Genomic DNA, 26,114 nt, shown 5'->3' with positions numbered 1-26,114 from the left:
GACCGGCGTACACGCCGACCGGCTGCCCCTTCAGCGACGTCGGGTCGATGCCCGCCCGCTCCAGCAGTTCCCAGGACGTCTCCAGCAGCAACCGCTGCTGCGGATCCGTCGCCAGCGCCTCACGCGGCGAGATCCCGAAGAAGGCGGCGTCGAACTCGCCGGCGTCGTGCAGGAAACCGCCGTGGCGCGCGTAGGAGGTGCCGGGGACGGTCGGGTCCGGGTCGTAGAGGGCGTCGAGGTCCCACCCCCGGTCACGGGGGAACGGGGTGATCGCGTCGGTGCCCTCGCTGACCAGCCGCCACAGGTCGGCCGGGGAGCCGACGCCGCCGGGCAGCCGGCAGGCCGCCCCGACGATGACGACGGGGTCGTCGGCCGGCGGCGCGGTGCGCGGCACGGGGACGGGCCGGGCGGCGGCGGGCTTGCCGGTCAGCACGGTGAGGAGGAAGGCCGCGACGGCGGTCGGGGTGGGGTGGTCGAAGGCGAGGGTGGCAGGGAGCCGCAGGCCGGTGGCCGCGGTGAGACGCCCGCGCAGGTCGACGGCGGTGGCGGAGGTGAAACCGAGGTCCTTGAACGGGCCGTCGGGCCGGATCGCGTCCGGGCGGTCGGAGGCGAGCTGGGCGGTCTCCGCGAGAACGAGGTCGAGCAGGTCCCGCTGCCGGTCGGCGGCGGACCGGCCGGACAGGCGGCGGCGCAGTGCGGCGGCGGTCGCGCTGTCGGGGGTGCGCGGACCGGCCGGGGCGTCGATGAGGTCGCGCAGCAGGGCCGGAACGTCCGGCGGGGCGAGGGCGTCCAGCCCCTCCGCGTCGAGCCGGAGCAGCAGGAGCGAGGTGTGGTCGGCCAGGTGGGCGGCGTCGAACGCCGCCGCGCTCTCCTGGGCGGTGAGCCGGCCGAGGCCCGGCGGCACGGTCCGCCCGTCGCCGTCGGCGGGACCGGTGCCGAGGGCGAGGCCGGGCAGGCCGCGCTGGACCCGGTGGCGGACGAGCGCGTCGAGGAACGCCGCCGCGGCGGCCTCCCCGTCGGCGCCGGGCGCGCCGAGCAGGCCGGCGGCGGGCGTGTACACCACGAAGGCGGAGAGGTCCGCGGCGGCGGTCAGGTCGTGCAGGTTGATCGCCGCGGCGAGGGTGGCCGCGAGCCCGGGGAACGCGGCGCCGGGGGTGTGGACGACGGCGTTGAAGCGGACGCCGGGGGCCGCGACGTAGGCGGCGAGGGCGTCGCGGTCGGCGGGGTCGACGGCGGTGAGGGTGACGTCGGCGCCCGATTCGGTGAGCCGGGCGGCGAGTTCGGCGGCGGCCCGGTCGTCGGGGCCGTGGGTGCTGGTCAGCAGGACGCGGCGCACGCCCCGCCCGGAGACGAGGTGGCGGGCGACCGCGGCGGCGGTCGCCCCGTCGGCACCGGTGACCAGCACGGCGCGGCGCGGGTCGAAGCGGGCCGGGGGCTCGCCGTGGGCGAGCGCGGCCGACACCCGGGCGGCGCGCGGCCTCAGCGGGACTCCGGAGCGGATGACGAGTTGCGGCTCGCCGGAGGCGACGGCGTCGGCCAGCGCGGCGGCGGCGGTCTCCTCGGCGTCGAGGTCGACGAGGACGAACCGGCCGGGGTGCTCGGCCTGGGCGGCGCGGACCACGCCCCAGAGCGGGGCCTGGACGAGGTCGATGGCGCCGTCGGCGACGGCGCCGCGGGTGACGACGACGAGCCGGGTGTCGGACAGCCGCTCCTCGGCGAGCCAGGCTTCGAGCTGCCGGTCGAGCCGCCGCACGGCGTCCTCGACGTCGGCGGCGAGCGGACCGGGCTTGCGCAGGCCCGCGCCGCAGCCGAGCAGGGCGACGTCGGGGAGCGGGTCGGCGGCGGCCAGCGAGGCGGGGTCGCGGTGCGCGGCGCCTGCGCCGAGGGCGTCACCCAGGCCGAAGCCGTCCGTGCCGAGCACGGCCCAGGTGCTGGTGGCCGGGCGGGCACCGGGGACGGAGGAGAGCGGCAGCCAGTCGACGCGGAACAGGTGCTCGTAGTGGCTGCCGCCGGCGGCCCGGAGCCGGGCGGGCGCGTCGAGCAGGACGTGACGGGTGATCTTGCCGGAGGCGGTCCGCGGGATGCGGTCGGTCTCGTACAGCTCCTCGGGGACCTTGAAGTACGAGAGCCGTTCGCGGCAGGCGGCCAGCAGGGCCTCCGGGTCGAGGCCGCCGGGGCCGGGCACCAGGAAGGCCACCGGGACCTCGCCCAGTACCTCGTGGGGCTTGCCGACGACGGCGACGTCCGCGACACCGGCGACGCCCCGCAGCACCTCCTCGACCTCGGCCGGGTGGATGTTCTCCCCGCCGCGGATGATCAGTTCCTTGATCCGGCCGGTGATGGTGAAGTAGCCGGATTCGTCGCGCCGGGCGAGGTCCCCGGTGTGGTACCAACCGCCGCGCAGCGCCTGCTCGGTGGCCTCGGGCTGGTTGTGGTAGCCGAGCATGACGCTCGGGCCGCGCACCCAGACCTCGCCCTCCTCGCCGTCGGCGGCGTCGAGGCCGGTCTCGACGTCGACGAGCCGCACGCCGAGGCCGGGCACGGGCAGGCCGCAGGAGCCCTCGACGCGGGCGCCGGTGGGCCAGTTGACGGTGATCGAGCCGCAGGTCTCGGTGGACCCGTAGGCGTCGATGAGGGGCGCGCCGAACGCCTCCTCGAAGGAGCGGCGCAGCGCGGCGGTCGTCATGGCGCCGCCGACCAGGCACATCCGCAGGGCCGGCGCGGAGAAGCCGTCCTCGCGGGCGGCGCGCACCAGTTGCTGGTACATGGTGGGCACGCCCGCCAGGAAGGTCGCGGACTCCTCGCGCACGGCCTCCAGGACGTCCTGCGCGGCGAACCCGTCGAGGATGCGGGCGGTGGCGCCGACCGCGGTGACGCTCAGCACGCACGCGATGTGGGAGAGGCTGTGGAAGAGCGGCAGCGGCCACACCACCCGGTCCTCGGCGCTGAGGCCGGGCACGGGCACGTAGCAGGCGGCGACCGACCAGAGGCAGTTGCGCTGGGTGGAGAGGACGCCCTTGGGGCGGCCGGTGGTGCCGGAGGTGTAGAGCATCCAGGCGGGGTCGTCCAGCCCGAGGTCGTCGCGCGCGGGGGTGGCGGGCGCGGTGGTGGCGAGGGTCTCGAAGGAGAGGGCGCCGGCCGGGACGGGGCCGTCGCCGGTCACGATCACCCGCAGGTCGGCCCGGCCGCGCGCGAGGGCCTCCAGGGCGCCGGCCCGGGCCGCGTCGGTGATCACCACGCGGGCGCCGCTGTCGTCGAGGAGGTGGGCGAGCTCGGTCTCGGTGGCGTGCGGGTTGAGCGGGACGGCGATGGCACCGGCCCGGAGCACGCCGAAGTAGCTCTCCACGACCTCGACGCTGTTGCCGAGCAGGATCGCCGCCCGGTCGCCCGGTTGGAGGCGCAGCTCGGCGAGGTGTCCGGCGATCCGGCCGGTGCGGTCGTGGAGCTCGGCGTAGGTCACGCCTCGGACCGCGTCGCGGAACGCGGTCTTGTCCGAGCTGTCGCGGGCGTGCTCGGCCAGCAGTTCGGGCAGCGGCCGGATCAGCTCGGTGCGCAACATGCCGTCACTTCCTTACGTCGGGTCGGTCGGGTGCGGGTACCCCGGTGTGTTCCGGCCGGACGGCGCCGGGAATGGTGCGGGGATTTCCGTTTTCCGCCGGGCGGAACGGGCGGGCTGACGAAAGCCGGATTACTTCTCGGAAAAGGGGGCGGTGAATTGCCGCGCGGCCGGTCCTGGGAGGCCGTACGCGAATTCCCGCCCGTCACAGTCTCGTCCGGCGGGGGCCTCGGGCCGCCCCTAACCGACCCCCTATACGGTCCCTATTCGCAGCGGCCACGCGGGCGGCGGGCGGGCGCAGGCGGGCGCCGGGGGACGGCGGGGGACGGCGGGGGACGGCGGCGGAGGCGGGCCGCGGGTGTCCGGGTGGGCGGGTGGCCGGGAACGACGCCGCCCCGCCGAGCCTGCGCTCGGCGGGGCGGGTGGGCGGTCCGGGCCGGGAGGGAGCCTCGGCGGGGCCTGGCCGGGGACGGGGACGAGGACGGGCCACCGTCGGCCGGGACCCGCCGGGACCGGTGGACGGACCGCCGGTCGGCGGACCGGACCCGGAGGGGTTCCGGGTCCGGCGGGTCCGGCGCTCGGCGGGCGCCGGGTCCGGCGGCCGAGTCCGGCGGACGGGCTCGGCGGGGTCTGTTCTGCGGGCCTGCTCACCGGGGACCCGCCCCGTCGGGCCGGGGTCGGTGGGCCGAGGCCAGTGGGCGGGTGTCAGTGGGCGGGTGTCAGTGGGCCGGGGCGGGTTCGGGCAGCAGGGCGAGCAGTTCGTCGGGGCGGCGCAGCACGGCGTCGGGCCGCTCCGCGAGGAGCGCCGGCTCGTCGGTCTCCCCCCACAGGGCGGCTATCGCGCCGACCCCGGCGCCCCGGGCGCTCGCCAGGTCGGTCACGGCGTCACCGATCATGACGGCCTGCCCGGCCGGGAGGCGCAGCAGTTCCAGGGCGCGCAGCACGATGTCGGGGGCGGGCTTGGCCCGGGCGACCTCGTCGGAGCCGAGCACGTGGTCGAAGTGGTGCAGCAGGCCGAGCTGGTCGAGCAGCGAGCGGGCCCGGGGGCCGCTCTTCCCGGTGGCCACCGCCAGCCGGATGCCGCGCCGGTTGAGTTCGGCGAGCAGCTCGCGCACTCCCTCGTGCACGGTGACCTGGTGGGCGAGGCGATAACTCTCCCGGACGAAGGGCTCCTCCAGTTCGAGGGGCAGCCCCATGATGCGCATGATGTCGGGGAAGTAGCGGCCCAGGTGGCGGCAGTACTCCTCGAACGGCGGCCGGCCGTCGCCGACCACCTCGTCGTAGGCGGTCAGGAACGCCCGGCGCATCACGTCGAAGCTGTCGACGATGACGCCGTCGAGGTCGAAGACCACCGCGCGGACCGGGGAGAACGCGGCGAGCGCGCGGGCGTCGGGGGCGGTGGCTGCGGGCTGGTTGCTCGGCATGGGGTCTCCATGGGAAGTGGGCGGCCCGGACGGGTGACCGGGCCTGACGCCCCGGCCCGCGCGGACCGGCGGGGTGGGCACGGCCCCCGGGGGCCGGGGCGTGGGGCGGCTCCGGTGGGTCGGTGCCGACGGCTCGGCGCCGGTCAGACGGCGAGCGCGGTGGCCTCGTCGGCGAGCCGCGGCCGTGGGGCGCGGGCCCCCGCGTAGAGCCGTTCGATGACCGAGATCGTGTAGTGGGCCTGGGTCACGGCCGCGCCGCGCGAGGCCGGGTCGGCGAGCAGGGCGGGCAGGGCGTCGAGCTGGCGCACGTACTCGGCGCCGACGGACTCGCGGTGCAGCGGGACGTCGGTGGTGACGCCGTCGCGGGTCCGGGTGAGCCGCGGGACGCGGCGGTTGGGGCTGAAACCGAAGGTGCAGACCAGGGTGGCGGAGCCGGTGGCTCCCTCCACGGTGATCCGGGTGGTGTCGACGGGCTCGTGCGAGGCCCAGCTCGCCCGTACCGCCACCGAGACACCGGTGTCGGTGGTGAGGAAGCCCCGGGCGGTGTCCTCGACGTCGCCCTCGCCGTCCGGTCCCTCCGTGCCGCGCCAGCCGGCGCTCCGCGCGCCGTCGTTGACGAAGTCGGCGGAGACCGAGCCGAGCACGTCCAGGAACCGGACCGGGCCGCCGAGCACGGTCGCGGCGGTGTCGAGCAGGTGCCAGCCGAGGTCGACCAGCGCGCCGCCCCCGGAGTGCCGGCGGCTGGTGAACCAGCCGCCGGCGTCGGGGACGCCGCTGGCGCGGACCCACGCGAGGTCCACGTGGCGGATCGGGCCGATCTCCGCCGCCACCTCGATGAGGGCGGAGACGTCCTCCCGGTAGCGGGCGGCGCTGCCCGCCAGCAGGACGGCCCCGCCCGCCCGCTCGGCGGCGGCCAGCCGGTCGGCCTCGGCGGCGCTGAGGCAGACCGGCTTCTCCAGGAACACCGGGATGCCGCGGGCCAGCAGCCGTTCGGCGACCGGGGTGTGCAGGTGGTTGGGCACCGCGACGACGGCGAGGTCCACGTCCGGGCCGAGCAGGTCGGCGTCGGCGAGGAGTTCGGCGCCCTCCGGGACGTGCTCCGCCGCGACGGGGCCCGGCTCGACGACGGCGGTGACCCGGAACGCCGGGTGCGCCGCCAGACGGGGCAGCCAGATCGTGCGGCCCGCCCAGCCGAGGCCGACGACGGCCACCCGCACCGGCGCTCCCGGATCCCGCGGTGCCGCGCTCACACCGCGGCCAGGGCGTCGGAGATGATCTGGGCGGCGTCCTCGATCTGCTGCTCCCCGGCGAGCAGGGTGCGGTGGTGCAGCCAGATGCCCTCGGTGGTGAGCGCCTCGCTGTTGGGGCAGGCCCGGGCCAGCTCGTCGACGGTGAAGTCGGGCGCGGCCGTCTCCCAGAAGCCGTCCGAGCGGTAGATCGCGCGGAAGACGACGAAGGCGGGCAGGCCGCGGGCGATCAGGTCGTCCACCAGCGCGTCGCGCCGCTCCTCGCTCAGGCCGGGCACCCGGAACATCGCCATGTAGTGCGGGACGCGGTCGGCGCGCTCGTCGCGGCCCTGCGGCACCACGCCGGGGATCTCCTCCAGCAGGCTCCTGAGCAGCTTGGAGCGCTCCTCCCGGACGGCGATCTGGCCGTCGAGGCGGGCGAGCTGGGCGCGCAGAACGCTCGCGGAGAACTCGTTCAGCCGGAAGTTGGAGCCGGAGGTCTGGTGGAAGTACTTCCGGTCCGTCGGGGGCCGGCCGCAGCTGTGCCGCAGGAACGCCTCCTCGTACTGCGCGGTCTCGGGGAAGGTGACGGCGCCGCCTTCGCCGGCCGTCATCAGCTTGCCGTTCTGGAAGCTGAACGCGGCGATGGAGCCGAGCTCGCCGACCCGACGGCCCTGCCAGCGGGCGCCGTGGGCGTGCGCGGCGTCCTGCACGATCGGCACGCCGGTGTCGGCGGACAGCTTGCCGAGGGCGTCCATGTCGGCGATCTGGCCGGCGATGTGGACGGGCATGATCGCCCGGGTCCGCGGGGTGATCGCGGCGGCCGCCGCCTCGGGGCTCAGGTTGTAGGTGTCGAGGTCGACGTCGACCGGCACCGCGACGGCGCCGAGCCGCTGGGCGGCCTGCGAGGAGGAGATGAAGGTGAAGGCGGGCACGATGACCTCGCTGCCCGGGCCCACGCCCAGCACCTGGAGGGCGACCTCCAGCGCGTGGGTGCCGTTGGTGACGGCGAGCGCGCGCTCGGCACCGTGGTAGTCGGCGAACTCCTGCTCGAAGGTGTCGACCTCCTTGCCGCCCATGCGCCACCACTGGCCCTGCTCCAGGGCCCTGATCAGTCCTTCGCGCTCGGCCTCGTCAAACTGCGGCCAGACCGGGAACTCCGGGGCCGGACGTCCTTTGGCGCTCATAATTCCGCGCAGCCTTTCGTTTCGGGGGGACCGTGGAACGGCACGCTAACCCAGGAAAAGCGAGCCCGTCACCTCCCCTACACACCCCCCTACAAAGCCCTTGTCCTGCATCACGGGGACCGGGTTCCGCGTTCCGGTGAGGCACACACTGCTATAACCGGAATATGAGCGAACTGCTATTGCTGAACGGTCCCAATCTCGGGATTCTCGGCCGCCGCGAGCCGGAGGTCTACGGCACCGACACCCTGGCGGACATCGAGGCGGCCGTGGCCGCCGAGGTGGCCGGCCGGGGCTGGAAGGTCACCTCCGTCCAGCGCGAGTCCGAGGGACAGCTGATCGAGGCGGTGCAGGACTCGTACGACACCGTCGGGGCGATCGTGAACCCGGGCGCGCTGATGATCGCCGGCTGGAGCCTGCGCGACGCGCTGGCCGCCTACCCGCGGCCCTTCGTCGAGGTGCACCTGTCGAACGTCTGGGCGCGCGAGACCTTCCGGCACGAGTCGGTGCTGGCGCCGCTCGCCTCGGGCGTGATCGTCGGCCTCGGCTCGCTCGGCTACCGTCTCGCCGCCCAGGCGCTGCTGGCCAAGGTGCCGGAGTCCTGATGGGCGCCGCGACCGCCGCCCGGGGCCTGCTCGGCATCGATGTCGGCGGGACGAAGGTGGCGCTGCGCGCCGAGGGCGGCGCGCCCGGCGGGCCGGTCCGCACGGAGGAGGCCGTCCTGCCCTGGCCCGAGGCGCGGGGGGCTGCCGCGGACTGGGCCGCGCTGGCCGACGCGGTCGCCCGGCTGCGCGAGCGGTGGGGCGGCGACTTCGCCGCGGTCGGGGTCGCGATGCCCGCCACCGTCGGTCCGGACGGCCGGGTCCTCGCCTGGCCGGGACGCCCCGGCTGGGAGGACTTCGGCCTCGCCCCGGCCCTGCGGGAGCTCTTCCCCGCCGCCACCGTCGGCTGGGCGGACGACGGCGACCTCGCCGCGCTCGCCGAGGCCGTGCACGCCGGGCGCGACCACCTCGTCTACCTAGGCGTCGGGACGGGCGTCGGCGGCGGCGTCGTCCACCGGGGCGCGCCCCTGCCCGGACCGTCGCGCGGATCCTGCGAGGCGGGGCACCTGATCGTCGACCGCGGGGGTCCGCGCTGCGACTGCGGGCGCCACGGCTGCCTCCAGGCCACCGCCTCCGGTCCCGCCACCCTGCGGCGCGCGGCGCTGCTGCGCGGCGCCCCCGTCGGGTTCGCCGAGCTGCGGGCCGCGCTCGCCGGGGGCGAGCCCTGGGCGGAGGAGGCTGTCGAGGAGACGTGCTCCGCACTGGCGGCGGCGGCCGTGTCGCTCGCCGAGCTGTTCCACCCCGAACTGACCGTGGTGGGTGGCGGTTTCGCCGACGGACTGCCCGGCTTCGCCGCGCGGGTGGAGGCCCACGCCGCCGCACTGGCCCGCCCGGGCGGCCCCGCCCCCGCGATCCGCCCCGCCGCGCTCGGCGGGCTGTCCTCACTGCACGGCGCCGTCGCGCTGGCGCGCCGACAACCACTGGGAGAGCCGAGTTGACCACGACAGGGACGGCGGACCGCCCGCACCCGGACACGGACCCGGGGGCTGACCCGGGGGCTGACCCGGGCGGCGCCGGCGACAGGCCGGGCGCCCCCGGCACCCACGGCGCCCCCGGCACCCACGGCGGCCGGGTCCGCGAGGACGGCGGGCTGCGGCGCATCGACGTGGAGCTGGGCGAACGCGGCTACCCGGTCCTCATCGGCCCCGGCGCCCGCCACCGGCTGGCCGGCGTCCTCGCGGGGATCGGCGCCCGCCGGGTCGCCGTGGTGAGCGCCCGGCCCCCCGAGTGGCTGCCCGACACCGGTCTCGACACCCTGGTGATCGCCGCGAAGGACGGCGAGGAGGGCAAGTCCCTCGCCTGGGTCGCCGAACTGTGCAGCCGCTTCACCGCGTTCGGCCTGGGCCGGGCGGACGCCGTCGTCTCCTGCGGCGGCGGCACCACGACGGACGCGGTCGGGCTCGCCGCCGCGCTCTACCACCGGGGCGTGCCCGTGGTGCACCTGCCCACGTCGCTGCTGGCCCAGGTCGACGCCAGCGTCGGCGGCAAGACCGCCGTCAACCTCCCGGAGGGCAAGAACCTCGTGGGCGCCTACTGGCAGCCCTCCGCCGTCCTCTGCGACACTGACTACCTCGCCACCCTGCCCCCGCGCGAACGGATCAACGGCTACGGAGAGATCGCCCGTTGCCACTTCATCGGCGCCGGGGACCTGCGCCACCTGCCGCTGGAGGAACAGATCGCCGCGAGCATCGCCCGGAAGGCCGCCGTGGTGGCCGCCGACGAACGCGACGCCGGGCTGCGGCACATCCTCAACTACGGCCACACCCTGGGCCACGCCCTCGAACGCGCCACCGACTTCCGGCTGCGGCACGGCGAGGCGGTCGCCGTCGGCACGGTCTTCGCGGGCCGGCTGGCCGGCGCGCTCGGGCGGATCCGCCCCGAACGGGTCGCCGAGCACCACGACGTGGTCGCCCACTACGGGCTGCCCACCGCCCTGCCGCCGGAGGTCGGCACCGGCGAACTGATCGCCCTGATGCGGCTGGACAAGAAGGCCGTCGACGGCCTCTCGTTCGTCCTCGACGGCCCGCACGGCGCCGAACTCGTCCGCGACGTCCCCGAACCGCTCGTCGCCCGCACCCTGGACGCCATGCCGCGCGCCCGCGCCGAGGGGGTCTGACGTGTCGATCTCCGGCCGCACCCGGCTGTTCGCCGTCCTCGGCGACCCGATCGCCCAGGCCAAGGCGCCCGCCCTGCTCAACCCGCTCTTCGCCGACAGCGGCGTGGACGCCGTGCTCGTCCCCGTGCACGCCCCGGCGGACCGGCTCGACGACGTCGTGCGCGGGCTCAAGGCGACGGCCAACCTCGACGGGCTGCTGGTGACCGTCCCGCACAAGCTGGCGATGTGCGCGCACGCCGACGAACTCAGCGACACCGCCACCCTCCTGGGCAGCACCAACGCCCTGCGCCGGGAGCCTGACGGCCGCTGGTACGGCGACAACTTCGACGGCGCGGGGTTCGTCCGCGGCCTCGCCGCCCGGGGTCACGACCCCGCCGGGCTCCGCGTCGCCCTCGCCGGCGCCGGCGGCGCGGGGCTCGCCATCGCCGCCGCCCTGCTCGCCGGGGGAGCGGCCTCGCTCACCGTCACCGATCCGGACCGGGGCCGCCTCGACGCCCTCCTGGAGCGGCTCGGCGCCCGGTGGCCCGACCGCGTCGCCGCGGCCGCCGCCGTGGGCGCGTCCACGGACCTCGCCGTCAACGCCACCCCGCTCGGCCTCGACCCGGCCGACCCCCTCCCGTTCGACCCGGCGCTGCTCCCCCCGACCGCGCTCGTCGCCGACATCATCATGACCCCCGCCGAGACGCCGCTCCTGCGGGCCGCCGCGGCTCTCGGCCGTCCCACCCACCCCGGCATCCACATGCTGGACCAGCAACTCCCCCTCTACCGCACCTTCTTCCGCCTCCCCACCTGATCCGCCCGCCCGGGGCGCCCGACGGCGGGGGGACGGGGGACTCCCCGGGGCCGGTGGCCGACCCCGGGCCCCCGGTCCCGGCCCCGCTCACTGCGGTTTCGCGAAGGCGAGCGCGCGGGCCGGATTGTCGACCATGATCGCGTGGAGGGCCTCCTCCCCCACCCCCAGCCTGCGGAGCGCGGGCAGGAAGTGGCGCGGGATGTAGTCGAACCCCTTGCCGCCGTACTTCTTCAGCTGGATCTTCTGGCACACGTCGTGGCCGAGGACGATCTGCCCCGCGTAGCCCCGGTCGACGAGGCCGGCGATCCCGCGCGCGGTCTTGTGATCGCTCATCAGGACGAGGTGCCCCCACGGGCTGCCGGGCGAGGCCAGGAAGTCGAACTCGACGAACACGCCCCGGGCGAGCAGCCGTTCACCGAAGGCCGGGTCCGCGAGGACGTCCGCCGCGTGGCCCAGCACCACGTTCGACGGGGCCACGCCCTCCTCCTCCAGGATGTCGAGCACCCGGAACCTGTCCTCGCCGACACCGCCGACGTGGAAGGTCACGGGGGCTCCGGTGATCCTGGAGGCGCGTCCGCTCGCGCGCACGCTCTTGAGCTCGCCGTCGGTCAGCGGCACGCTCTCCGCGCCGATCTCGCCGATGACGCCCGAGCGGACGCCGGTGCCGTCGGCCCCGAGCACGACGTCCCGCACGAGGACGTCGGCGAGTTCGTCGACGGTGCGAGCGGCCATGTCGGCCGGGTGGAAGGCCGTGGTGTACCAGCCGCCTCCCATGACGACGTGGAGCCCGCCGGCGCGCGACAGCCGCAGCAGCGCGAGCGGGTCCCGCCCCAGGCCGATCGGGGACACCTCGACGATGGTGGACCCGCCGGCCTCGACGAAGGCCAGCACCTCGGGGAGGATCTCCTCCGGGTCGTCCAGGACGTCGTTGTCGGCGTTCGGCGCCCCGTGCCGGGTGCGGGCGAGGTTGGCGAGGGTGAGCGGCTCGGCGGCCTCCGGGGCGTCCTCACCCGGCCGCCGGGCGCCGGGCGGGCGCCGCAGGTCCACGAAGAGGTGTTCGTGCATGAGCGTGGTGCCGAGCACCGACGGGTCGACGGGCCCGGCGACGGTGAGGACCCGGCCGGCGAGGTCGGGAATCTCGAAGGGGTAGCGGCTCACGAGTCTGCCCTCCGGGCCGGGGTGGTGAGGAAGCGGCGGGGGTTTTGCACGGTGAGGGTCTCCACGAGAGCGTCGTCGGCGCCGACCATCCGCAGGTACGGCGCGAACTGCCGCAGGACGAAGCCGTATCCGCCGCCCCCGTGGGCGAGCAGCTGCGCCTTGGCGCGGACGCCCTGCGACAGCAGCACCTGCCCGGCCCGGCCCCGGCGGGCGAGGTCGAGCACCGCGGCGGCGACGTCCTGGTCGTCGGACACGCTGTGGACCGAGGGCAGCAGGCCGAGCCGGTCGAACTGGACGAACACCCCGCGCGCGAGCAGCGGTTCGAGGTCGTCGGGGTGGGGGGACAGCGGATCGCAGTGGCCCACGGCGACCCGTGCGAGGTCCGCGCCCTCCTCGGCCAGCAGGTCGAGCACGCGCTGCTGGACGGCGGGGTCGGCGGAGCGGGTGAGCGAGACCGGTGCGCCCGTGGCCGCCGACGCCCGCGCGGCCGCCACCAGGACGGCGCGCTCGGCGGCGTCGGCGGGGTCGAGCGCGGCCAACGCGCCGATGACGCCCGCCCGCACGCCGTCCACGCCCTCGGTGAGGTCCCGGACGATCTCCTCGACGAGGGGCTCGGCCTCGCGGGACCCGTCGGTACGCGCGGGGTGGTGGCGCCCGGCTCCCATGACGACGTGCAGGCCCGATGCCTCGGCGATGCGGCGGAGCCCGGCCGGGTCGCGGCCGAGATCGGGGGTGGTGACGTCCACCAGGGTGCCGCCGCCGGCGCTGCGGAGGGCCGCGGCCTCGGCCACCGCCACGTCCCGGTCGTCGAGCAGCAGGTTGTCCCGGTTGGGTGCGCCCATGGCGATCTCGCCGAGCGACGCCATGGTCAGCGGGGCCCGGTAGAACTGCGTCCGGTAGGGCGGTCGGCGGCTCGCGCGGCCGGCCGGGGAGGTGAAGTCCCCCAGGAGGTGTTCGCGGGGGAGCACCGCGCCGAGGGCGTCCGGTGCGATCTCACCGGCGACGGTGACGACCATTCCTCGCGGCGCTCGGTCGGCCGTCGTCGTGTGTACGGGCTCGGAGTTGGGCACGCGACGCAGCATAGTGGATGAGATAGGTCATCGTATATCTTTCTGCGGACACCGTCCCCCCACAGCGGCATCATCGGCCCCTCGACCGGATGCGGCACACCGGCAACCCCGCCCCCCCGGCGGCACCGGAGAGCCCTGATCGGCGGCACCCGACTCACCCGCGGCCACCACCTCGCCCCCTGGATCCCCCACGGCCAACTCGAATACGCCGCCCCCACAGTCGAGTTGCACGTCGCGTCACGGAGCTGCGGGCCCGCCGGCCCCCGGTCGACCCGAAGCCGTGGCGGGGGAACCGGCGAAGGCGGCCGGCCGGCGGTCCGGACGCCGCGAAAGAGCGCATTCGCGGCCAACACGCGGGACTCCAGTGGCTGAGATCCGTACGAGGGTCCATAGTGATGGCGTCGCAAACCCAGAACCGGTGTCCGCGTGTGCCGGCCCCGACGTGACGGAAGGTGCAGCAGTGGCAACCGACTACGACGCCCCGCGTACGAACAGTGACGAGGAGGAGGTGGAAAGCGTCGAGGAGCTCAAGAGGCAGCGTGCCGCCCGGTCGAGCAACGCGTCCGACGTCGACGTGTCGGAGGAGGCGGAGTCCGTGGAACTGCCGGGGGCCGATCTCTCCGGGGAGGAGCTCACGGTCCGGGTGGTGCCCGTACAAGGGGACGAGTTCACGTGTTCGCGGTGCTTCATGGTCCACCACCGAAGCCGCTTCGCGGGCGAGGAGGGCGGACGGCCGGTCTGTCTGGACTGCTCGCCCGCCGACGAGTGACCGACGGGCGTCGAGCGCGCGGACCGAAGTGACCGTCAGCGATCCGCCGCACCTCCGAACAGTCCCGGTCCGGGTGGAGGACATCACCGGGGTCGTCGGTGCACCACCGATCAACTGGCTTGATTGATAAGGGACTTCGCGACCGAAGGGTCGGAAGCCCCCACAGCCGCCCACAGCCCTCCACGGCCGGCAACGACGCCTGCGCCGACGAGCCGTCGCCCGAGAACGCCTGCCGGAGAGCTGTTCGGCCCCGCTCCCCGGCCTCGACGTGGCGGCCTTCGGCGAGCGCGAGCGGGTGTCGGCCTCGACGCAGTCGTGGGCCTCGGAGAGCGACGGGTGGAGCCGGATCCCTTCGAGGGCAGACCAGTTGGCCGGGTCACCGGTGTCTCCGAGGGCGGGCCGGGCGCCGGCGCGGGCGCGGATCCGACGCCGACCGCCCCGGCGGCGCGGTCGGTGTCGGGAGGGGCCGCAGGCCCGGCGCTCCGGGCCTGGTCCCCCGGGGCACGTACGCGGCCGGCGCGGTGACCGCTTCAACCGCCTGCCGCGCCGACGGAACGGGCCAGGTGCGCGCCGGCCCGGTACAGCCAGTGGGTGGCCCGGCGGCAGGCGTCGGTGGTGTCGCCGGCGAGCGAGACCAGGGTGAGCGCGCGGGCGTCGGTGGAGTCGCCGGCGACCACGCGGACGGGGACGGCGGCACGATCGGCGCGGGTGATCACCTCCCCCACCGCCTTGCCGAGCAGGCTGGTGGCGTCGAAGCGGCCCTCGCCGGTGATGACGAGGTCGGCCGCGGCGAGGGCGGCGTCGAGCCCGAGGAGGTCCGCGAGAGCCGCCGCGCCGGGCTCGATGCGGGCGTTCCAGACGGTGGCGAGCCCGTACGCGGTGCCGCCTGCGGCGCCGGCCCCCGGCCGGTCGGGGTCGCCGCCGAGGAGGTCGGCGTACCGGCGCAGGCCGCGTTCCAGGAGGGCGGTCTCGGCCGGTCCGGCGCCTTTCTGCGGCCCGTAGACGGCTGCTGCCCCGTGCGGGCCGAGCAGCGGGTTGGTGACGTCGGTGAGCAGGCGGACACCGCCGGGCGGGGCGGGGCGCAGTAGCCGGGTGTCGAGGTGTCCGGCGGTGGCGAGGGCGCCGCCGCCGTCGGGCAGTCGGGCTCCGGAGCGGGCGGTGACACGCAGCCCGAGGGCGGCCAGGAGTCCGGCCCCGCCGTCGGTGGAGGCGGAGCCGCCGAGGGCCACGGTCAGTGCGGTGGCGCCGGCGTCCAGGGCGGCGGCGATCGCCTCGCCGGTTCCGCGGGTGGTGGCGCCGAGGGGGGCGAGCCTGCCGCCGAGGAGGGGGAGGCCGCTGGCGGTGGCGAGCTCGACGAGGGCGGTGCCGTCCGGGAGGAGGGCGTAGCGGCCGGTGACGGGCGTGCCGTCCGGTCCGGTGCAGCGGGGGACGTCGTGAACGGTGGCGGCGGGGTGGGCGGCGGTCACCGCGTCGAGGGTGCCTTCGCCGCCGTCGGCCATCGGCAGGGGCAGGAGGTCGTCGTCGGGGCGGACGGAGTGCCAGCCGTCGGCCAGGGCCCGGGCGGCGTCGGCGGCGGTGACGGTGCCTTTGAAGGAGTCGGGCGCGAGGAGGACTCTCACGGTCGGGCCACGTGGGCGAGGTGGCGTTCGACGAGGGTCTGCAGGGTCTGCTCGCCGGGGGTGTCCCAGATCTGCTGGTTGAAGATCTCGACCTCGATCCAGCCGGTGTGTCCGGCGGCGGTGACCTGGTCGGTGAGGGTGCGGAAGTCGATGTGGCCGTCGCCGACGTGGCCGCGGCCGAGCAGGGCGTCGGCGGGGAGCGGCAGGGTCCAGTCGCAGACCTGGTAGGAGGCGATCCGTCCGGTCCGGCCGGCGCGTTCGATCTGGGCGGGGAGCTGGGGGTCCCACCAGACGTGGTAGCTGTCGACGACCACGCCGACCTGGGTCGCGGGGTGCGGTTCGGCGAGGTCGAGGGCCTGGCCGAGGGTGGAGAGGACGGCCCGGTCGGCGCAGAACATCGGGTGCAGCGGTTCGAGGGCGAGTCGGACACCGAAGTCCCCTGCGTGGGGAGCGAGTTCGGCGATCATGTCGGCGACGGCGGTACGGGCGCCGGCGAGGTCGCGGCTGCCGGCGGGCAGGCCGCCGACGACCATGACCAGGGTGTCGGTGCCGAGTTCGGCGGCTTCCTCGACGGCCTGGAGGTTGTCGGCGAGGGCGGCGCGCCGCTCGTGGGGGTCGGTGGCGGTGAGGAAGCCGCCGCGGCAGAGGCTGCTGACGGCGAGGCCGGCGTCCCGGCAGAGTTTCGCGGAGCGGGCGAGGCCGGTGTCGGCGACCTTGTCCCGCCAGAGGCCGATCGCCGGGATGCCGGCGTCCACGCAGCCCCGGACGGCCTCGGGGAGGGTCCACTGCTGGGTGGTGATCTGGTTGAGCGAGAGCCGCGACAGGCGCGGGTCGCGGGAGACGCGCGGGTCGTGCGACAGGGGCGAGGGTCCGGTCACGGTGCCGGGATCCTTCCGTGCGGGGGGCGGGGAGGGCGGGTGGCCGCCCCTCGGGGCGAGGGACGGCCGTTCGGGCGCGGGACGGCCTTCCGGGGAAGTGCCGGGCCCGGGCCCGGGGGTGCGGACGCCGGTCAGCGGGGCCGGTCAGCGGGGCCGGTCAGCGGGTGCCGGTCAGCGGGTGCCGACCGCCACGGAGAGGAAGCGCCGCATGCGGTCGGCGGCGAGCTCCGGATCGGGCAGGACGCCCGCGGTGTCGGCGAGCCGGAACAGTTCCACGAGGTGCGGCACCGACCGGGCCGCCTGGGCGCCGCCGACCATGGTGAAGTGGTCCTGGTGGCCGGCGAGCCAGGCGAGGAGGACAATGCCGGTCTTGTAGTGGTAGGTCGGCGCGGCGAACAGGTGCCGGGCGAGCGGCAGGGTCGGCGCGAACAGGGCGTCGTAGCGGTCGAGATCGCCGGCGTCCAGGGCGCGCAGCGCGGCCGCGGCGACCGGGGCGATGGGGTCGAAGACGCCCAGCAGGGCGTCGCTGTGGCCGAGTTCGTCGCCGCGGATCAGGGCCGGGTAGTTGAAGTCGTCGCCGGTGTAGAGGCGTACACCGGAGGGAAGGGCGCGGCGCAGCGCGATCTCGCGGTCGGCGTCAAGCAGGGAGACCTTGATGCCGTCGATCCGGTCGGGGGCGCTCGCGATCAGGGTCAGGACGGTGGCGGTGGCGGTGTCGAGGTCGGGTGAGCCCCAGTAGCCGGTCAGGGCCGGGTCGAACATCTCGCCCAGCCAGTGCAGGATCACCGGGCGGGCGGACCGGGCTATCAGGTCCCCGTAGACCCGGAGGTAGTCGTCGGCGCCCCGGGCGGTGCGGGCGAGGGCGCGGCTGGCCATGAGGATCGGCCGGGCGCCGGCGTCCTCGACGACGGCGAGCTGTTCCTCGTAGGCCGCGGTGATCGTGTCGAGGGTGTGCGTGCCGGGGGCGAGCTGGTCGGTGCCGACGCCGCAGGCGAGCCGTCCGCCGGTGGCGCGGGCCTCGGCGCCGGAGCGGGTGATCAGCTCGCGGGTGGCCGGCCAGTCGAGGCCCATGCCGCGCTGGGCGGTGTCCATGGCGTCGGCGACGCCGAGGCCCAGGGACCACAGGTGGCGGCGGAAGGCGAGGGTGGTGTCCCAGTCGACGGCGGCGGGTGCGCCGGGGGCGTTGGGGCCGAGCGGGTCGGCGACGACGTGGGCGGCGGCGTACACGACGCGGGAGGTCACGGGCGTCATGGCGGCGGGCAGCGGGGCGGGCTCGGACATCCGGTGGCGACCGAGGCCGGGCAGGTCGAGGTGGGTGGGCATCAGATCTCCAGGGCGGGGACGTCGAGGCGGCGGCCCTCGCGGGCGGAGCGCAGGCCGAGTTCGGCGAGCTGGACGCCCTTGGCGCCCTCCAGGAGGTCCCACCGGTACTCCGAACCGGTGGCCACGTGGCGCAGGAACAGCTCCCACTGGATCTTGAAGCCGTTGTCGAACTCGCCGTTGTCCGGGACCTGCTGCCACTGGTCGCGGAACGGCTCGGTGGCCGGCAGGTCCGGGTTCCAGACCGGCTTGGGGGTGGCGGCGCGGTGCTGGAAGCGGCAGTTGCGCAGGCCCGCCACCGCGCTGCCCTCGGTGCCGTCGATCTGGAACTCGACCAGTTCGTCGCGGTCGACCCGCACCGCCCAGGAGGAGTTGATCTGGGCGGTGATGCCGCCCTCCAGTTCGAAGATGCCGTACGCGGCGTCGTCCGCGGTCGCCCGGTACGGCCGGCCCTGCTCGTCGACGCGCTGCGGGACGTGGGTGGCGGTGTGCGCGTAGACAGAGCGGACGGGGGCGACGAGGTTGTCCAGCACGTAGCGCCAGTGCGGGAACATGTCGAGGACCATGCCGCCGCCGTCCTCGGCGCGGTAGTTCCAGGACGGGCGCTGGGCGTCCTGCCAGTCGCCCTCGAAGACCCAGTAGCCGAACTCGCCGCGCACGGAGAGGACCCGGCCGAAGAAGCCGCCGTCCAGCAGGCGCTTGAGCTTGAGCAGGCCGGGGAGGAAGAGCTTGTCCTGCACGGCGCCGTTGCACACGCCGGCGGTGCGGGCGAGGGCGGCCAGTTCGAGGGCCGCGTCGAGGGACTCGGCGGTGGGCTTCTCGGTGTAGACGTGCTTGCCGGCGGCGATCGCCGCGCGCAGCGCGCTCTCGCGGGCGGTGGTGACCTGGGCGTCGAAGTAGATCTCGGCGAGCGGGTGGGCGAGTGCCTCGTCGAGCGAGGTGGTCCAGTGGTCGAGGCCGTGGCGGTCGGCGAGCTCCTTGAGCTTGTGGGCGCTGCGGCCGACCAGGATCGGCTCGGGCCAGAGCACCTCGCCGTCGCCGAGCGGCAGACCGCCCTGGTCGCGGATGGCGAGGATCGAACGGACCAGGTGCTGGCGGTAGCCCATCCGGCCGGTGACGCCGTTCATGACGATTCCGATGACTCTGCGGGGCATGGCGGGTTCCTTCGGCCTGGGGGCGGGAGCGGGGAATTCTGGGTAAGCGCTTACCGCGCTGTACGTTACGAGCATGCCGAACCCGAGGTCAACCACCCGCGCCAAGCGCTCCACCGGAGCCGTGACCCTCCAGCGCGTCGCCGAGCACGCCGGGGTCTCGATCGCCACGGCCTCGCGGGTGCTCCACGGCGGGCCCCGGACGGTGGGCGAGGAGCTCCGCCGCAAGGTGGAGGGCGCCGCCCGCGACCTCGGCTACGTGTCCAACGCCCCGGCCCAGGCCCTCGCCCGGTCCTCGACCTCCGTGGTCGGCCTGCTCGTGCACGACATCGCGGACCCGTACTTCGGGGCCATCGCCGCCGGTGCGATGCGCGGCGCCAAGCGGCACCGGCTGATGGTCATGATCGCCGCGACGTTCGGCGACCCGGAGCTGGAGATCGAGTACGTGCGGAACCTGCGGGCCCAACGGGCCCGGGCCCTGCTGATCGCGGGGAGCGGCGTCGTCGACCCCGGACTCACGGAGCGGTTCACGGCGGAGCTGGACGCGTTCCGGGCGGACGGCGGACGGGTCGCCTGCATCGGGGAACGGGGCATCGAACCGTTCGTCCCGCTCGACCACGGCGGCGGAGCCGAACGCGCGGCGACCGAACTGTGGCGGCTCGGCCACCGCCGGATCGGCGTGGTCGCCGGGCCCGCGAACCTGGTGACCGTCCACCGGCGACTGGCCGGGATCAGGGCGGCATGGTCCCGGCTCGGCGGCGAACTCCCGGACACCAGGGTGGTGTTCACCGACTTCACCCGGTCGGGCGGGCGGGACGCGACACTCGGACTGTTCGCCGCCGAACCCGACGTCACGGCGGTCCTCGCCCTCAACGACGTCATGGCGGCCGGGGTGCTCACGGCGCTCCAGGACGACCTCGGCAGGGCCGTCCCGAGCGAGGTCTCCGTCATCGGCTTCGACGACGTGCCGTTCGCGGTGGACCTCCGGCCGTCACTGACCACGGTCCGGCTGCCGCTGGAACAGGCCGGGGAGCGCGCCGTCCAACTGATCGCGGACGGGGCCTCACCGGCACGGCAGGCACCTCTCGGCGTGGCACTGGTGGCACGCGACAGCACCGGACCGGCAGGCGACGCGGCCCCGGAGTGAGGCCCCCGGCCGCGCGGCGGGAACGGCACGGCGGGGACCGCACGAGGGAACGGCACAGCGGGGACCGCACGAGGGAACGGCACGGCGGGAACGGCACGGCGCCGCCGAGGTCCGGACGGCCCCGCGACGGACGGCCCCGCGACGGACGGCGCCGCGACGGACGGCGCCCGGGCGCGCGTCGCGCCCCACGCGCCCGGCGGGCTCACCGCACGCGGCGGGAACCCCCGGCGCCCGGGCCCCGGCCCGCGACCCAGTCCAGCGCCCCGGGCAGGATGTCCTCGACCGGGGGGATCCCCGGGTACCAGGTCCGCTCCCACTCCAGCGACACCCAGCCCCCGAACCCGTCGAGCAGCCCGCGAGCGGCGGCCAGCGGGACGAACCCCTCCCCGAGGGGGACGGGCGTCGTGTCGTCGGTCGAGGCGGCGTCCTTGATCTGGACGCACGCCAGCCGGTCCCCGAGCCGCCGCAGGGTCTCCGCGGGCTCCTCGCCGTGCCGCCAGGGGTGCAGCAGGTCCCAGATCGCGCCGGCGTGCGGCGCACGCGCCAGGAGCGCCGCGACGGCGGCGCCGGTGGGCAGCGCGTCGTGCGTCTCGACCAGCACGCGCGGCCCCTCGTCCGCGACCGCGGACAGTCTGCGCGCCCCGGCGTCGAGGTCCCCGCCGCCGGGGAACACCCGGACGAAGTCCGCCCCGAGGTCCCGCGCGAGGCGCAGGTCGGCCCGCAGCGCCTCGATCACGGGCCCGTCGTCCCCCGGCTCGCAGATCCGGACGTACCCGGACAGGCAGAACGGGGTGAGGGTTCCCAGGGTCCGGACGACGGCAGCCCGTTCGGCGGCGCCGAGGCCGGCGTGCACGCCGGTGTCCGGGTGCAGCCGCAGTTCCAGCCCGTCCAGGCCGAACCTCCGGGCCAGGCCGACCGCGTCGGCCGGCGACAGACCGGGTGTGCCCAGGGTGCTCAGTGCCAGTCGCATCTCGACCTCTCGGGGCGGCGGGGGCTGTCCTCGGAGGCGCCCGCCGGCTGTGTGCGGGCCGGTCGGCCCGGGCGAAGGAAAGCGGTTACCGGCAAAGCCTAGCGCAGCCGACCCGAGCGGCGCCGTCACACCCGTCCGCCGAGGAAGTCCCGCCGGCCGGTGCCTGTGGCGAGGCGGTCGTCCAGCACCGGGTGGTGCGGTACGTCGGTGTTGGTCATGGCTGCTCCGCTCGGTTCGGGATTCGGGATTCGGGGTTGCGGCTGTGCGGGGGGTGAGGCGGTGCGGAGGATGCCGGCCTGCGGAACGGTGTCCGGGGCGGCTGATCCCGGCCGAGCCGCGATCAGCCCCGGGTGGCGCCGCGGTAGGGGGCGCCGTGGAAGTCGTCGACGCCGAGGTCGAGCGCGGTGCGGACGGCGTCGATGCGGGACGGTGACGTGCTCGTGGAGGTGGTCGACGTACTCGATGACCCGGTCCTCGGTGCTCCCGCACTGGCGCCATGCGGAGTTTCGTCCGATCAGCCGCACCGGAGCGGCCTGGACATGGGATGAACTGTCAGGCAAAGGCGCCCTACCTGTCCAGACTCTCGCCGAAGAAACCAAAACCATACTTGTCCATCCGGTCACTTGGCGGGTGACGATCGGAGGAGATATCCAAAGGTGGACAGGATTGATGGGATGTCTACTAGGCTGGGTCACACGCGCGGGGCGCCGACCGGCGAGCGGCGGCCGGCGGAGGGCCGGCCCCGGTGGTGTGCTCTGATAGCCGGGGCGGACCAGCAGCGCCCCCGTCCGCCCAGCATGCGAAACCCCCGTCGCCCAGGAGCCCGCACGTGTCACTGACCGACATGGCCATCGCCCGGATCCGCGAGCTGATCCGCTCCGGCGCGCTGCCCCCCGGGGCCAAGCTGCCGCCCGAACAGCAGCTCGCCGCCGAACTCGGTCTGTCCCGCAACCTCATGCGCGAGGCCGTCAAGGCCCTCGCCGTGTCGAGGGTGCTCGACATCCGGCGCGGCGACGGCACCTACGTGACCAGCCTGGCTCCCGGCGTGCTCCTGGAGAACCTCTCCAGCGCCGTTGAACTGCTGAGCGGTGACACGCTGTTGGAGCTCATCGAGACCCGCCGCCTCCTCGAACCCGCCGCCACCGCGCTCGCCGCGACCCGGATCGACGACGCGGCCCTCGCCGAACTGGCCGGCCACCTCGACGCGATGCGGCAGTTTCGCAGCGACCCCGAGCGTCTGAACCTGCACGACGCCGCCTTCCACCGCACGGTCGTCACCGCCACCGGCAACGAGACCCTCACGACCGTGCTGGAGGGGATCTCCGGCCGCACGCTGCGCGCCCGTGTCTGGCGCGGCCTGGTCGACGAGGACGCGGCGGATCAGGCCATCGCCGAACACGAGGCGATCCACCGGGCCCTGGCCGCCCGGGAGGCGCCGCTCGCCCAGGCCGCCGCCCTGATCCACGTCACCACCACGGAGAACTGGCTGCGCGCCCACCTGCGGACCGGCTCCGGCGAGGACCGCTGACCCCGACGGGGGCCCGCCCCGGGCACGCCCGCAGCCGGCCGACCGACCCGGGGTGACCCTGCGCCCTCCGGTGCCGCGCCGCCCGGCGGCGCCCCGGGCGACGGCACTAGTTTGGAATCGGCTTGGCCCGAACCGGGAACGGCGCAGGAGGGAACCCGGCGGATGACGACGCAGACCGGCGCGGCAGGCGACGCGTCCCGGAGGAAGGCACCCCCCTTCGTCGGGCGGGAGCGCGAGCTGGGGGCCCTGCTGGGCGCCGCACGCGCGCGGCCGTCGGTGGTCCTGGTCGAGGGCGAGGCCGGCATCGGGAAGTCGCGGCTGGTCGCCGAGGCCGTCGACGAACTGCGCGGCGAGGGCGTGCGCGTGGTGACCGGCAGCTGCCACCCGCTGCGCGAGCCGCTGGCCTTCGGTCCGGTGGTGGAGGCGCTGCGCCGGTCCGGTCCCTGGATGCCGGGGGCGGGCCGGCTGGACGCCCCCGCCGGGGTGCTCGCGGTGCTGCTGCCCGAACTCGCCGACCGGCTGCCGCCCGCCCAGCCGTGGCCGTCCGGACAGAGCGCCCCGCGCGACCTGGTGGCCCGGGGGGTGCGGGTCGTACTGGCGGCGATCGCCCCGGTGGTGCTGGTGGTCGAGGACGTGCACTGGGCCGACGAGGCCACCCGGGAACTGCTCCTGCTGCTGGGCCGGGACCTGCCCGCCGACACCGCACTCGTGCTCACCTACCGGGCCAGGGACGTCCCCGGACGCGGTCCGGTGCTCGGTGCGGCGTTCCGGCGCCCGCCGGGCACCGGGGGCGCCGAGCTCGCCCTCCCCCGCCTGTCCCCGGACGACCTGCGGGCGATGGCACGTTCCGTCCTGGCCGAGGCGGCCACCCCCGGGCTCCTCCACACCCTGGTGGAGCGCAGCGAGGGTCTGCCGCTGGTCATCGAGGAGGACCTCATCACCCTCGGTGCGCGGCTCGGGGACGGCGCGCTCGGGGTGCCCCGCAGCCTGCGGGAGGTGTTCGCGGAACGCATCGACCAGCTTTCGCCGGAGGCCGTGGCGCTGGTGAACGTCTCCGCCGTGCTCGCCGTCCCGGCCGGCGAGCAGCTGCTGGCGGACTGCGCCGGGCTGCCGCCGGGGGCCGCCGGCGAGGCGCTGCTCGCGGCGCTGGCGGCCTCGGTGCTGCGCGAGTACGGCCCGGACAGCTACGGCTTCGCCCACGTGCTCGGCCGGCAGGCCCAGTACGACAACCTCCCCGGCCCGGTGCGGCACCGGCTCCACCGGCGGGTCCTGGACGTCCTGGAGGCGCTGCCTGAGCCGCCACTGGTCCAGATCTCCCATCACGCCCGCGCCCTCGGGGACACCGCGGTCTGGCTGGACCGCGCGATGGCGGCGGCGGACCGGGCCGTGGCGCTCGGCGACCGGGGAACCGCGGCGGCCCTGCTGCACCAGGTGCTGGACGAGCCCCGGCTGCCGTCCGCCCTGCACGCCCGCGCCGCGCTCGCCCTGGCCCGGACCGCCTGGGACACCGTCGAGTACACCCGGACGATCGCCACGCTGCGCCGGATCGTGGCCGGTCCGGGCCTCCCGGTGGCGGCCCGTGGTGAGATCCGGCTCGACCTCGGACTGATGCTGCTCAACCAGGCGGCGGACCCCTCGGGCGAGGCGGAGATCGAGCGGGCCGTCGAGGAGTTGGAGGGGCGCCGGCCGGAGCAGGCCGCGCGCGCCATGTCGCTGCTCGCCATGTGGGAGACCAGCCGGTTCTCCGCCGCCGAGCAGCGGGCCTGGCTGGACCGCGCCGCCGCCACCATCGCGGACAGTCCCGACCGGGCCGTCCACGCCTCGGTGGCCGCGAACCGGGTCACCGTCCTGGCCGCGCAGGGCCGCCGCGAGGCGGCCGGGCTGCTGGCCGGGCTGCCCCGGACCGACGACGACCCGGAGGTGGTCCGGCACACCGCGCGGGCCCTGGTCAACACCGCCGAGGTCGGGATCTGCCTCGGTCAGGACGCCCGCGCCGCGGACTGCACCGAGGAGGCGCTCGCGCTCTCCCGCCACCACCACGCGCACGCGCTGATCGTGCACTGCCGCTCCTACCGGCTGCTGCTGTCCTGGCTGGCCGGCGAGTGGGCGCACTGGGACGAGCGGTACGCGGCCTTCCTCGCGGAGTACGTCGACGAGCCGCTCGCGGTCGACGACCTGCTCGCCACCGCGGAGGGCGTCATGGCCGCGGCCCGTGGGCGGGTCTCGCGGGCGGTCGAGCGCTTCGACCGCGTACTGACCCGGGACGGTGCGCGGATGAACGTCAACGCGCTCGGCGCCGCGGCCGGCCTGGCCCGGATCCAGCTGGCCCGGGGGGACGCGGGCGCGGCCTGGAGCACGGTGGGCGCCTACCTGCCGCTGCTGCCGCGCAAGGAGGAGTGGGTCTACGCCTTGGGCCTGGTGCCGGTGGCCGTGGAGACCGCCCTGCAGCGGGGCGACGACCGCACGGCTGCGGCGCTCGTCGAGGACCACGGGGCGGGCGTCGAGGGCCTGGACGCCCCCGGGGCGGTCGCCGAGCAGTACCTGTGCCGCGGCCTGCTCGCCGCCCGCGAGGATCGGACGCAGGCCGCGCAGCACTTCGACCGGGCCCGGCTGCAGTGGTCCGGCATCGGACGGCCGTACCACGCGGCGCTGGCCGACGAGCAGGCCGCGCAGGCCCTGGCCGGCCTCCACCCCGCCGAGGCCGTGCAGCGGCTGACGCGGGCCGTCGGCGTCCACGACCGGCTCGGCGCGACCACCGACTCCGCCCGCTGCCGGCACCTGCTGCTCGCCCTGGGCCAGTCCCGCCCGCAGTCCCGGGGCAGGGCGGGCTACGGCGACGAGTTGTCCCCGCGCGAGCAGCAGGTCGCCCGGCTGCTGGGCGACGGCGCCACCAACAAGGACATCGCCGCCGCGCTCTTCCTGTCGCCCCGGACCGTGGAGCAGCACGTCGCCAAGGTGCTGCTCAAGCTCCGGACCACGCGCGAGGCGGTGCGCAACGGCCCGGCCTGACGGCCTGCGGCCCGGCCCGACGGCCCTTCCCGCCGCGGTGCGCCGAGCCGACCGGGTGCGGTGACGGGCCGGGCGCTGCCCGGCGCCGGCCCGCATGCAGGTACCGCCCCTGATTGATTACCTACCGATCGCGCGGATGAGCTGATCATGCCGGGCCGCCCTCTCCGGGGCGGTCGCGGCCGTCCCGGACCGCGGCCGGGGGCCGGCGGAGGTCCGGTCTCGTCATGAGAACGAAACGGCAACAGACACTGGCGTTCATTTCGTATATCGCATACGTTACGCGTGAGGTCGGTGATCCCGGCGGCGCTCCAACGCCGCACCACGCCGTACCGGACCCCCAGTCCCTGCCCCCGCACACACCGGGGCGGCCGCACCGAGCCGTAGCCCGCGCAGCACAAGGAGACCCACCCATGGCACCACTCCGCCGTAGACTCGCCGCCGCCGTCTCACTGACCTCCGCCGTCGCCCTCGCCGCCTCGGCCTGCGCCTCCGGCGGCGGGTCCTCGGAGTCCGCCGGGCCCACCACCGTCACGTTCTGGTCGATGCCCTACTGGATCGGCCAGGACACCAAGGTCAAGGCCCTGGTGGACGAGT

At 75.7% G+C, this 26,114-nt stretch carries 19 protein-coding genes and 1 pseudogene; 9 read left to right on the top strand and 11 right to left on the bottom strand.

The window, feature by feature from the left end; genetic code table 11:
- From PUR61_RS21330 to PUR61_RS21315, 4 genes are all read right to left on the bottom strand, one after another.
- Positions 1 to 3,559 (bottom strand): AMP-binding protein (locus PUR61_RS21330; protein ID WP_329880789.1); only part of this gene is annotated, 3,559 nt, incomplete at its 3' end.
- Between the two features lie 716 nt (positions 3,560 to 4,275).
- Positions 4,276 to 4,980: an HAD-IA family hydrolase gene (locus tag PUR61_RS21325; RefSeq protein WP_329880788.1), complete on the bottom strand. Its 705-nt coding sequence runs from the start codon at positions 4,978 to 4,980 to the stop codon at positions 4,276 to 4,278.
- A 143-nt stretch (positions 4,981 to 5,123) separates the two neighbouring features.
- Entirely contained in the window at positions 5,124 to 6,197 is a 1,074-nt protein-coding gene (locus tag PUR61_RS21320; RefSeq protein ID WP_329880786.1) for a Gfo/Idh/MocA family protein, read from the bottom strand.
- A 29-nt stretch (positions 6,198 to 6,226) separates the two neighbouring features.
- On the bottom strand, positions 6,227 to 7,393 hold the full coding sequence (locus PUR61_RS21315) for a DegT/DnrJ/EryC1/StrS family aminotransferase (RefSeq protein ID WP_329880784.1): 1,167 nt from the start codon (positions 7,391 to 7,393) through the stop codon (positions 6,227 to 6,229).
- Between the two features lie 164 nt (positions 7,394 to 7,557).
- Here PUR61_RS21315 and PUR61_RS21310 point away from each other — a divergent pair, with 164 nt between their 5' ends.
- From PUR61_RS21310 to PUR61_RS21295, 4 genes are all read left to right on the top strand, one after another.
- A complete protein-coding gene (locus PUR61_RS21310) occupies positions 7,558 to 7,995 on the top strand; it encodes a type II 3-dehydroquinate dehydratase (RefSeq protein ID WP_329880782.1) in 438 nt (145 codons plus the stop codon).
- On the top strand, positions 7,995 to 8,930 hold the full coding sequence (locus PUR61_RS21305) for an ROK family protein (protein ID WP_329880780.1): 936 nt from the start codon (positions 7,995 to 7,997) through the stop codon (positions 8,928 to 8,930). The genes PUR61_RS21310 and PUR61_RS21305 overlap by 1 nt, the downstream gene beginning before the upstream one ends.
- A 152-nt stretch (positions 8,931 to 9,082) precedes the next feature.
- Positions 9,083 to 10,108 carry a 3-dehydroquinate synthase family protein gene (locus tag PUR61_RS21300; RefSeq protein WP_329880792.1) on the top strand — a complete coding sequence of 342 codons (1,026 nt, stop codon included), beginning with the start codon at positions 9,083 to 9,085 and terminating at the stop codon, positions 10,106 to 10,108.
- Position 10,109: 1 nt separating this feature from the next.
- Positions 10,110 to 10,901, top strand: a complete 792-nt coding sequence (locus PUR61_RS21295; RefSeq protein ID WP_329880778.1) for a shikimate dehydrogenase family protein — start codon at positions 10,110 to 10,112, stop codon at positions 10,899 to 10,901.
- Between the two features lie 87 nt (positions 10,902 to 10,988).
- On the opposite strand, the gene PUR61_RS21290 is transcribed toward PUR61_RS21295, so the two are convergent.
- Both PUR61_RS21290 and PUR61_RS21285 read right to left on the bottom strand, forming a co-directional pair.
- The gene (locus PUR61_RS21290) at positions 10,989 to 12,059 is read right to left on the bottom strand and encodes a phosphotriesterase family protein (protein WP_329880776.1); all 1,071 of its coding nucleotides are present in this window, start codon (positions 12,057 to 12,059) and stop codon (positions 10,989 to 10,991) included.
- Positions 12,056 to 13,129 (bottom strand): phosphotriesterase family protein, encoded by a 1,074-nt coding sequence (locus tag PUR61_RS21285; RefSeq protein ID WP_329880774.1) that lies wholly within the window; start codon positions 13,127 to 13,129, stop codon positions 12,056 to 12,058. The genes PUR61_RS21290 and PUR61_RS21285 overlap by 4 nt, the downstream gene beginning before the upstream one ends.
- A 460-nt stretch (positions 13,130 to 13,589) precedes the next feature.
- On the opposite strand from PUR61_RS21285, the gene PUR61_RS21280 reads away from it, so the two are divergent.
- A complete protein-coding gene (locus PUR61_RS21280) occupies positions 13,590 to 13,898 on the top strand; it encodes a DUF4193 domain-containing protein (protein WP_329880772.1) in 309 nt (102 codons plus the stop codon).
- Between the two features lie 530 nt (positions 13,899 to 14,428).
- Here the strand turns inward: PUR61_RS21280 and PUR61_RS21275 are convergent.
- From PUR61_RS21275 to PUR61_RS21260, 4 genes are all read right to left on the bottom strand, one after another.
- Positions 14,429 to 15,517, bottom strand: a complete 1,089-nt coding sequence (locus tag PUR61_RS21275) for a glycerate kinase (protein WP_329880771.1) — start codon at positions 15,515 to 15,517, stop codon at positions 14,429 to 14,431.
- A complete protein-coding gene (locus PUR61_RS21270; protein ID WP_329880769.1) occupies positions 15,514 to 16,395 on the bottom strand; it encodes a sugar phosphate isomerase/epimerase family protein in 882 nt (293 codons plus the stop codon). Before PUR61_RS21270 ends, PUR61_RS21275 begins: the two co-directional genes overlap by 4 nt.
- A 171-nt stretch (positions 16,396 to 16,566) precedes the next feature.
- A complete protein-coding gene (locus tag PUR61_RS21265) occupies positions 16,567 to 17,718 on the bottom strand; it encodes a dihydrodipicolinate synthase family protein (RefSeq protein WP_443035212.1) in 1,152 nt (383 codons plus the stop codon).
- Positions 17,718 to 18,869 (bottom strand): Gfo/Idh/MocA family protein, encoded by a 1,152-nt coding sequence (locus PUR61_RS21260; RefSeq protein WP_329880767.1) that lies wholly within the window; start codon positions 18,867 to 18,869, stop codon positions 17,718 to 17,720. The genes PUR61_RS21265 and PUR61_RS21260 overlap by 1 nt, the downstream gene beginning before the upstream one ends.
- 73 nt (positions 18,870 to 18,942) lie before the next feature.
- On the opposite strand from PUR61_RS21260, the gene PUR61_RS21255 reads away from it, so the two are divergent.
- Entirely contained in the window at positions 18,943 to 20,013 is a 1,071-nt protein-coding gene (locus tag PUR61_RS21255; RefSeq protein WP_329880765.1) for a LacI family DNA-binding transcriptional regulator, read from the top strand.
- A gap of 202 nt (positions 20,014 to 20,215) precedes the next feature.
- Here the strand turns inward: PUR61_RS21255 and PUR61_RS21250 are convergent, their stop codons facing one another.
- Positions 20,216 to 20,983, bottom strand: coding sequence for a sugar phosphate isomerase/epimerase family protein (locus PUR61_RS21250; protein ID WP_329880764.1), 768 nt, complete (start codon positions 20,981 to 20,983; stop codon positions 20,216 to 20,218).
- Positions 20,984 to 21,812: 829 nt separating this feature from the next.
- Here PUR61_RS21250 and PUR61_RS21245 point away from each other — a divergent pair.
- The 3 genes and pseudogenes from PUR61_RS21245 to PUR61_RS21235 form a co-directional block, all read left to right on the top strand.
- Positions 21,813 to 22,511, top strand: a complete 699-nt coding sequence (locus tag PUR61_RS21245) for a FadR/GntR family transcriptional regulator (protein WP_329880763.1) — start codon at positions 21,813 to 21,815, stop codon at positions 22,509 to 22,511.
- A 162-nt stretch (positions 22,512 to 22,673) separates the two neighbouring features.
- Complete coding sequence (locus PUR61_RS21240; RefSeq protein WP_329880762.1) at positions 22,674 to 25,520, top strand: helix-turn-helix transcriptional regulator; 2,847 nt, start codon at positions 22,674 to 22,676, stop codon at positions 25,518 to 25,520.
- Between the two features lie 410 nt (positions 25,521 to 25,930).
- Positions 25,931 to 26,114: pseudogene (locus PUR61_RS21235) on the top strand (hypothetical protein); the annotation flags it as partial.

This window comes from Streptomyces sp. BE20 (genome assembly GCF_036322525.1).
Lineage (GTDB): Bacteria > Actinomycetota > Actinomycetes > Streptomycetales > Streptomycetaceae > Kitasatospora.
Note: the sequence above shows the minus strand (reverse complement) of the source record. Positions and strands in the feature narration are given on the sequence as shown.

What these genes read in the sequence shown, in the direction of transcription:
- PUR61_RS21325 (WP_329880788.1), bottom strand. Translation starts at nt 4,980, where the DNA reads ATGCCGAGCAACCAGCCCGCAGCCACCGCCCCCGACGCCCGCGCGCTC.
- PUR61_RS21315 (WP_329880784.1), bottom strand. Translation starts at nt 7,393, where the DNA reads ATGAGCGCCAAAGGACGTCCGGCCCCGGAGTTCCCGGTCTGGCCGCAG.
- PUR61_RS21310 (WP_329880782.1), top strand. Translation starts at nt 7,558, where the DNA reads ATGAGCGAACTGCTATTGCTGAACGGTCCCAATCTCGGGATTCTCGGC.
- PUR61_RS21305 (WP_329880780.1), top strand. Translation starts at nt 7,995, where the DNA reads ATGGGCGCCGCGACCGCCGCCCGGGGCCTGCTCGGCATCGATGTCGGC.
- PUR61_RS21265 (WP_443035212.1), bottom strand. Translation starts at nt 17,718, where the DNA reads ATGCCCACCCACCTCGACCTGCCCGGCCTCGGTCGCCACCGGATGTCC.
- PUR61_RS21260 (WP_329880767.1), bottom strand. Translation starts at nt 18,869, where the DNA reads ATGCCCCGCAGAGTCATCGGAATCGTCATGAACGGCGTCACCGGCCGG.
- PUR61_RS21255 (WP_329880765.1), top strand. Translation starts at nt 18,943, where the DNA reads ATGCCGAACCCGAGGTCAACCACCCGCGCCAAGCGCTCCACCGGAGCC.
- PUR61_RS21250 (WP_329880764.1), bottom strand. Translation starts at nt 20,983, where the DNA reads ATGCGACTGGCACTGAGCACCCTGGGCACACCCGGTCTGTCGCCGGCC.
- PUR61_RS21240 (WP_329880762.1), top strand. Translation starts at nt 22,674, where the DNA reads ATGACGACGCAGACCGGCGCGGCAGGCGACGCGTCCCGGAGGAAGGCA.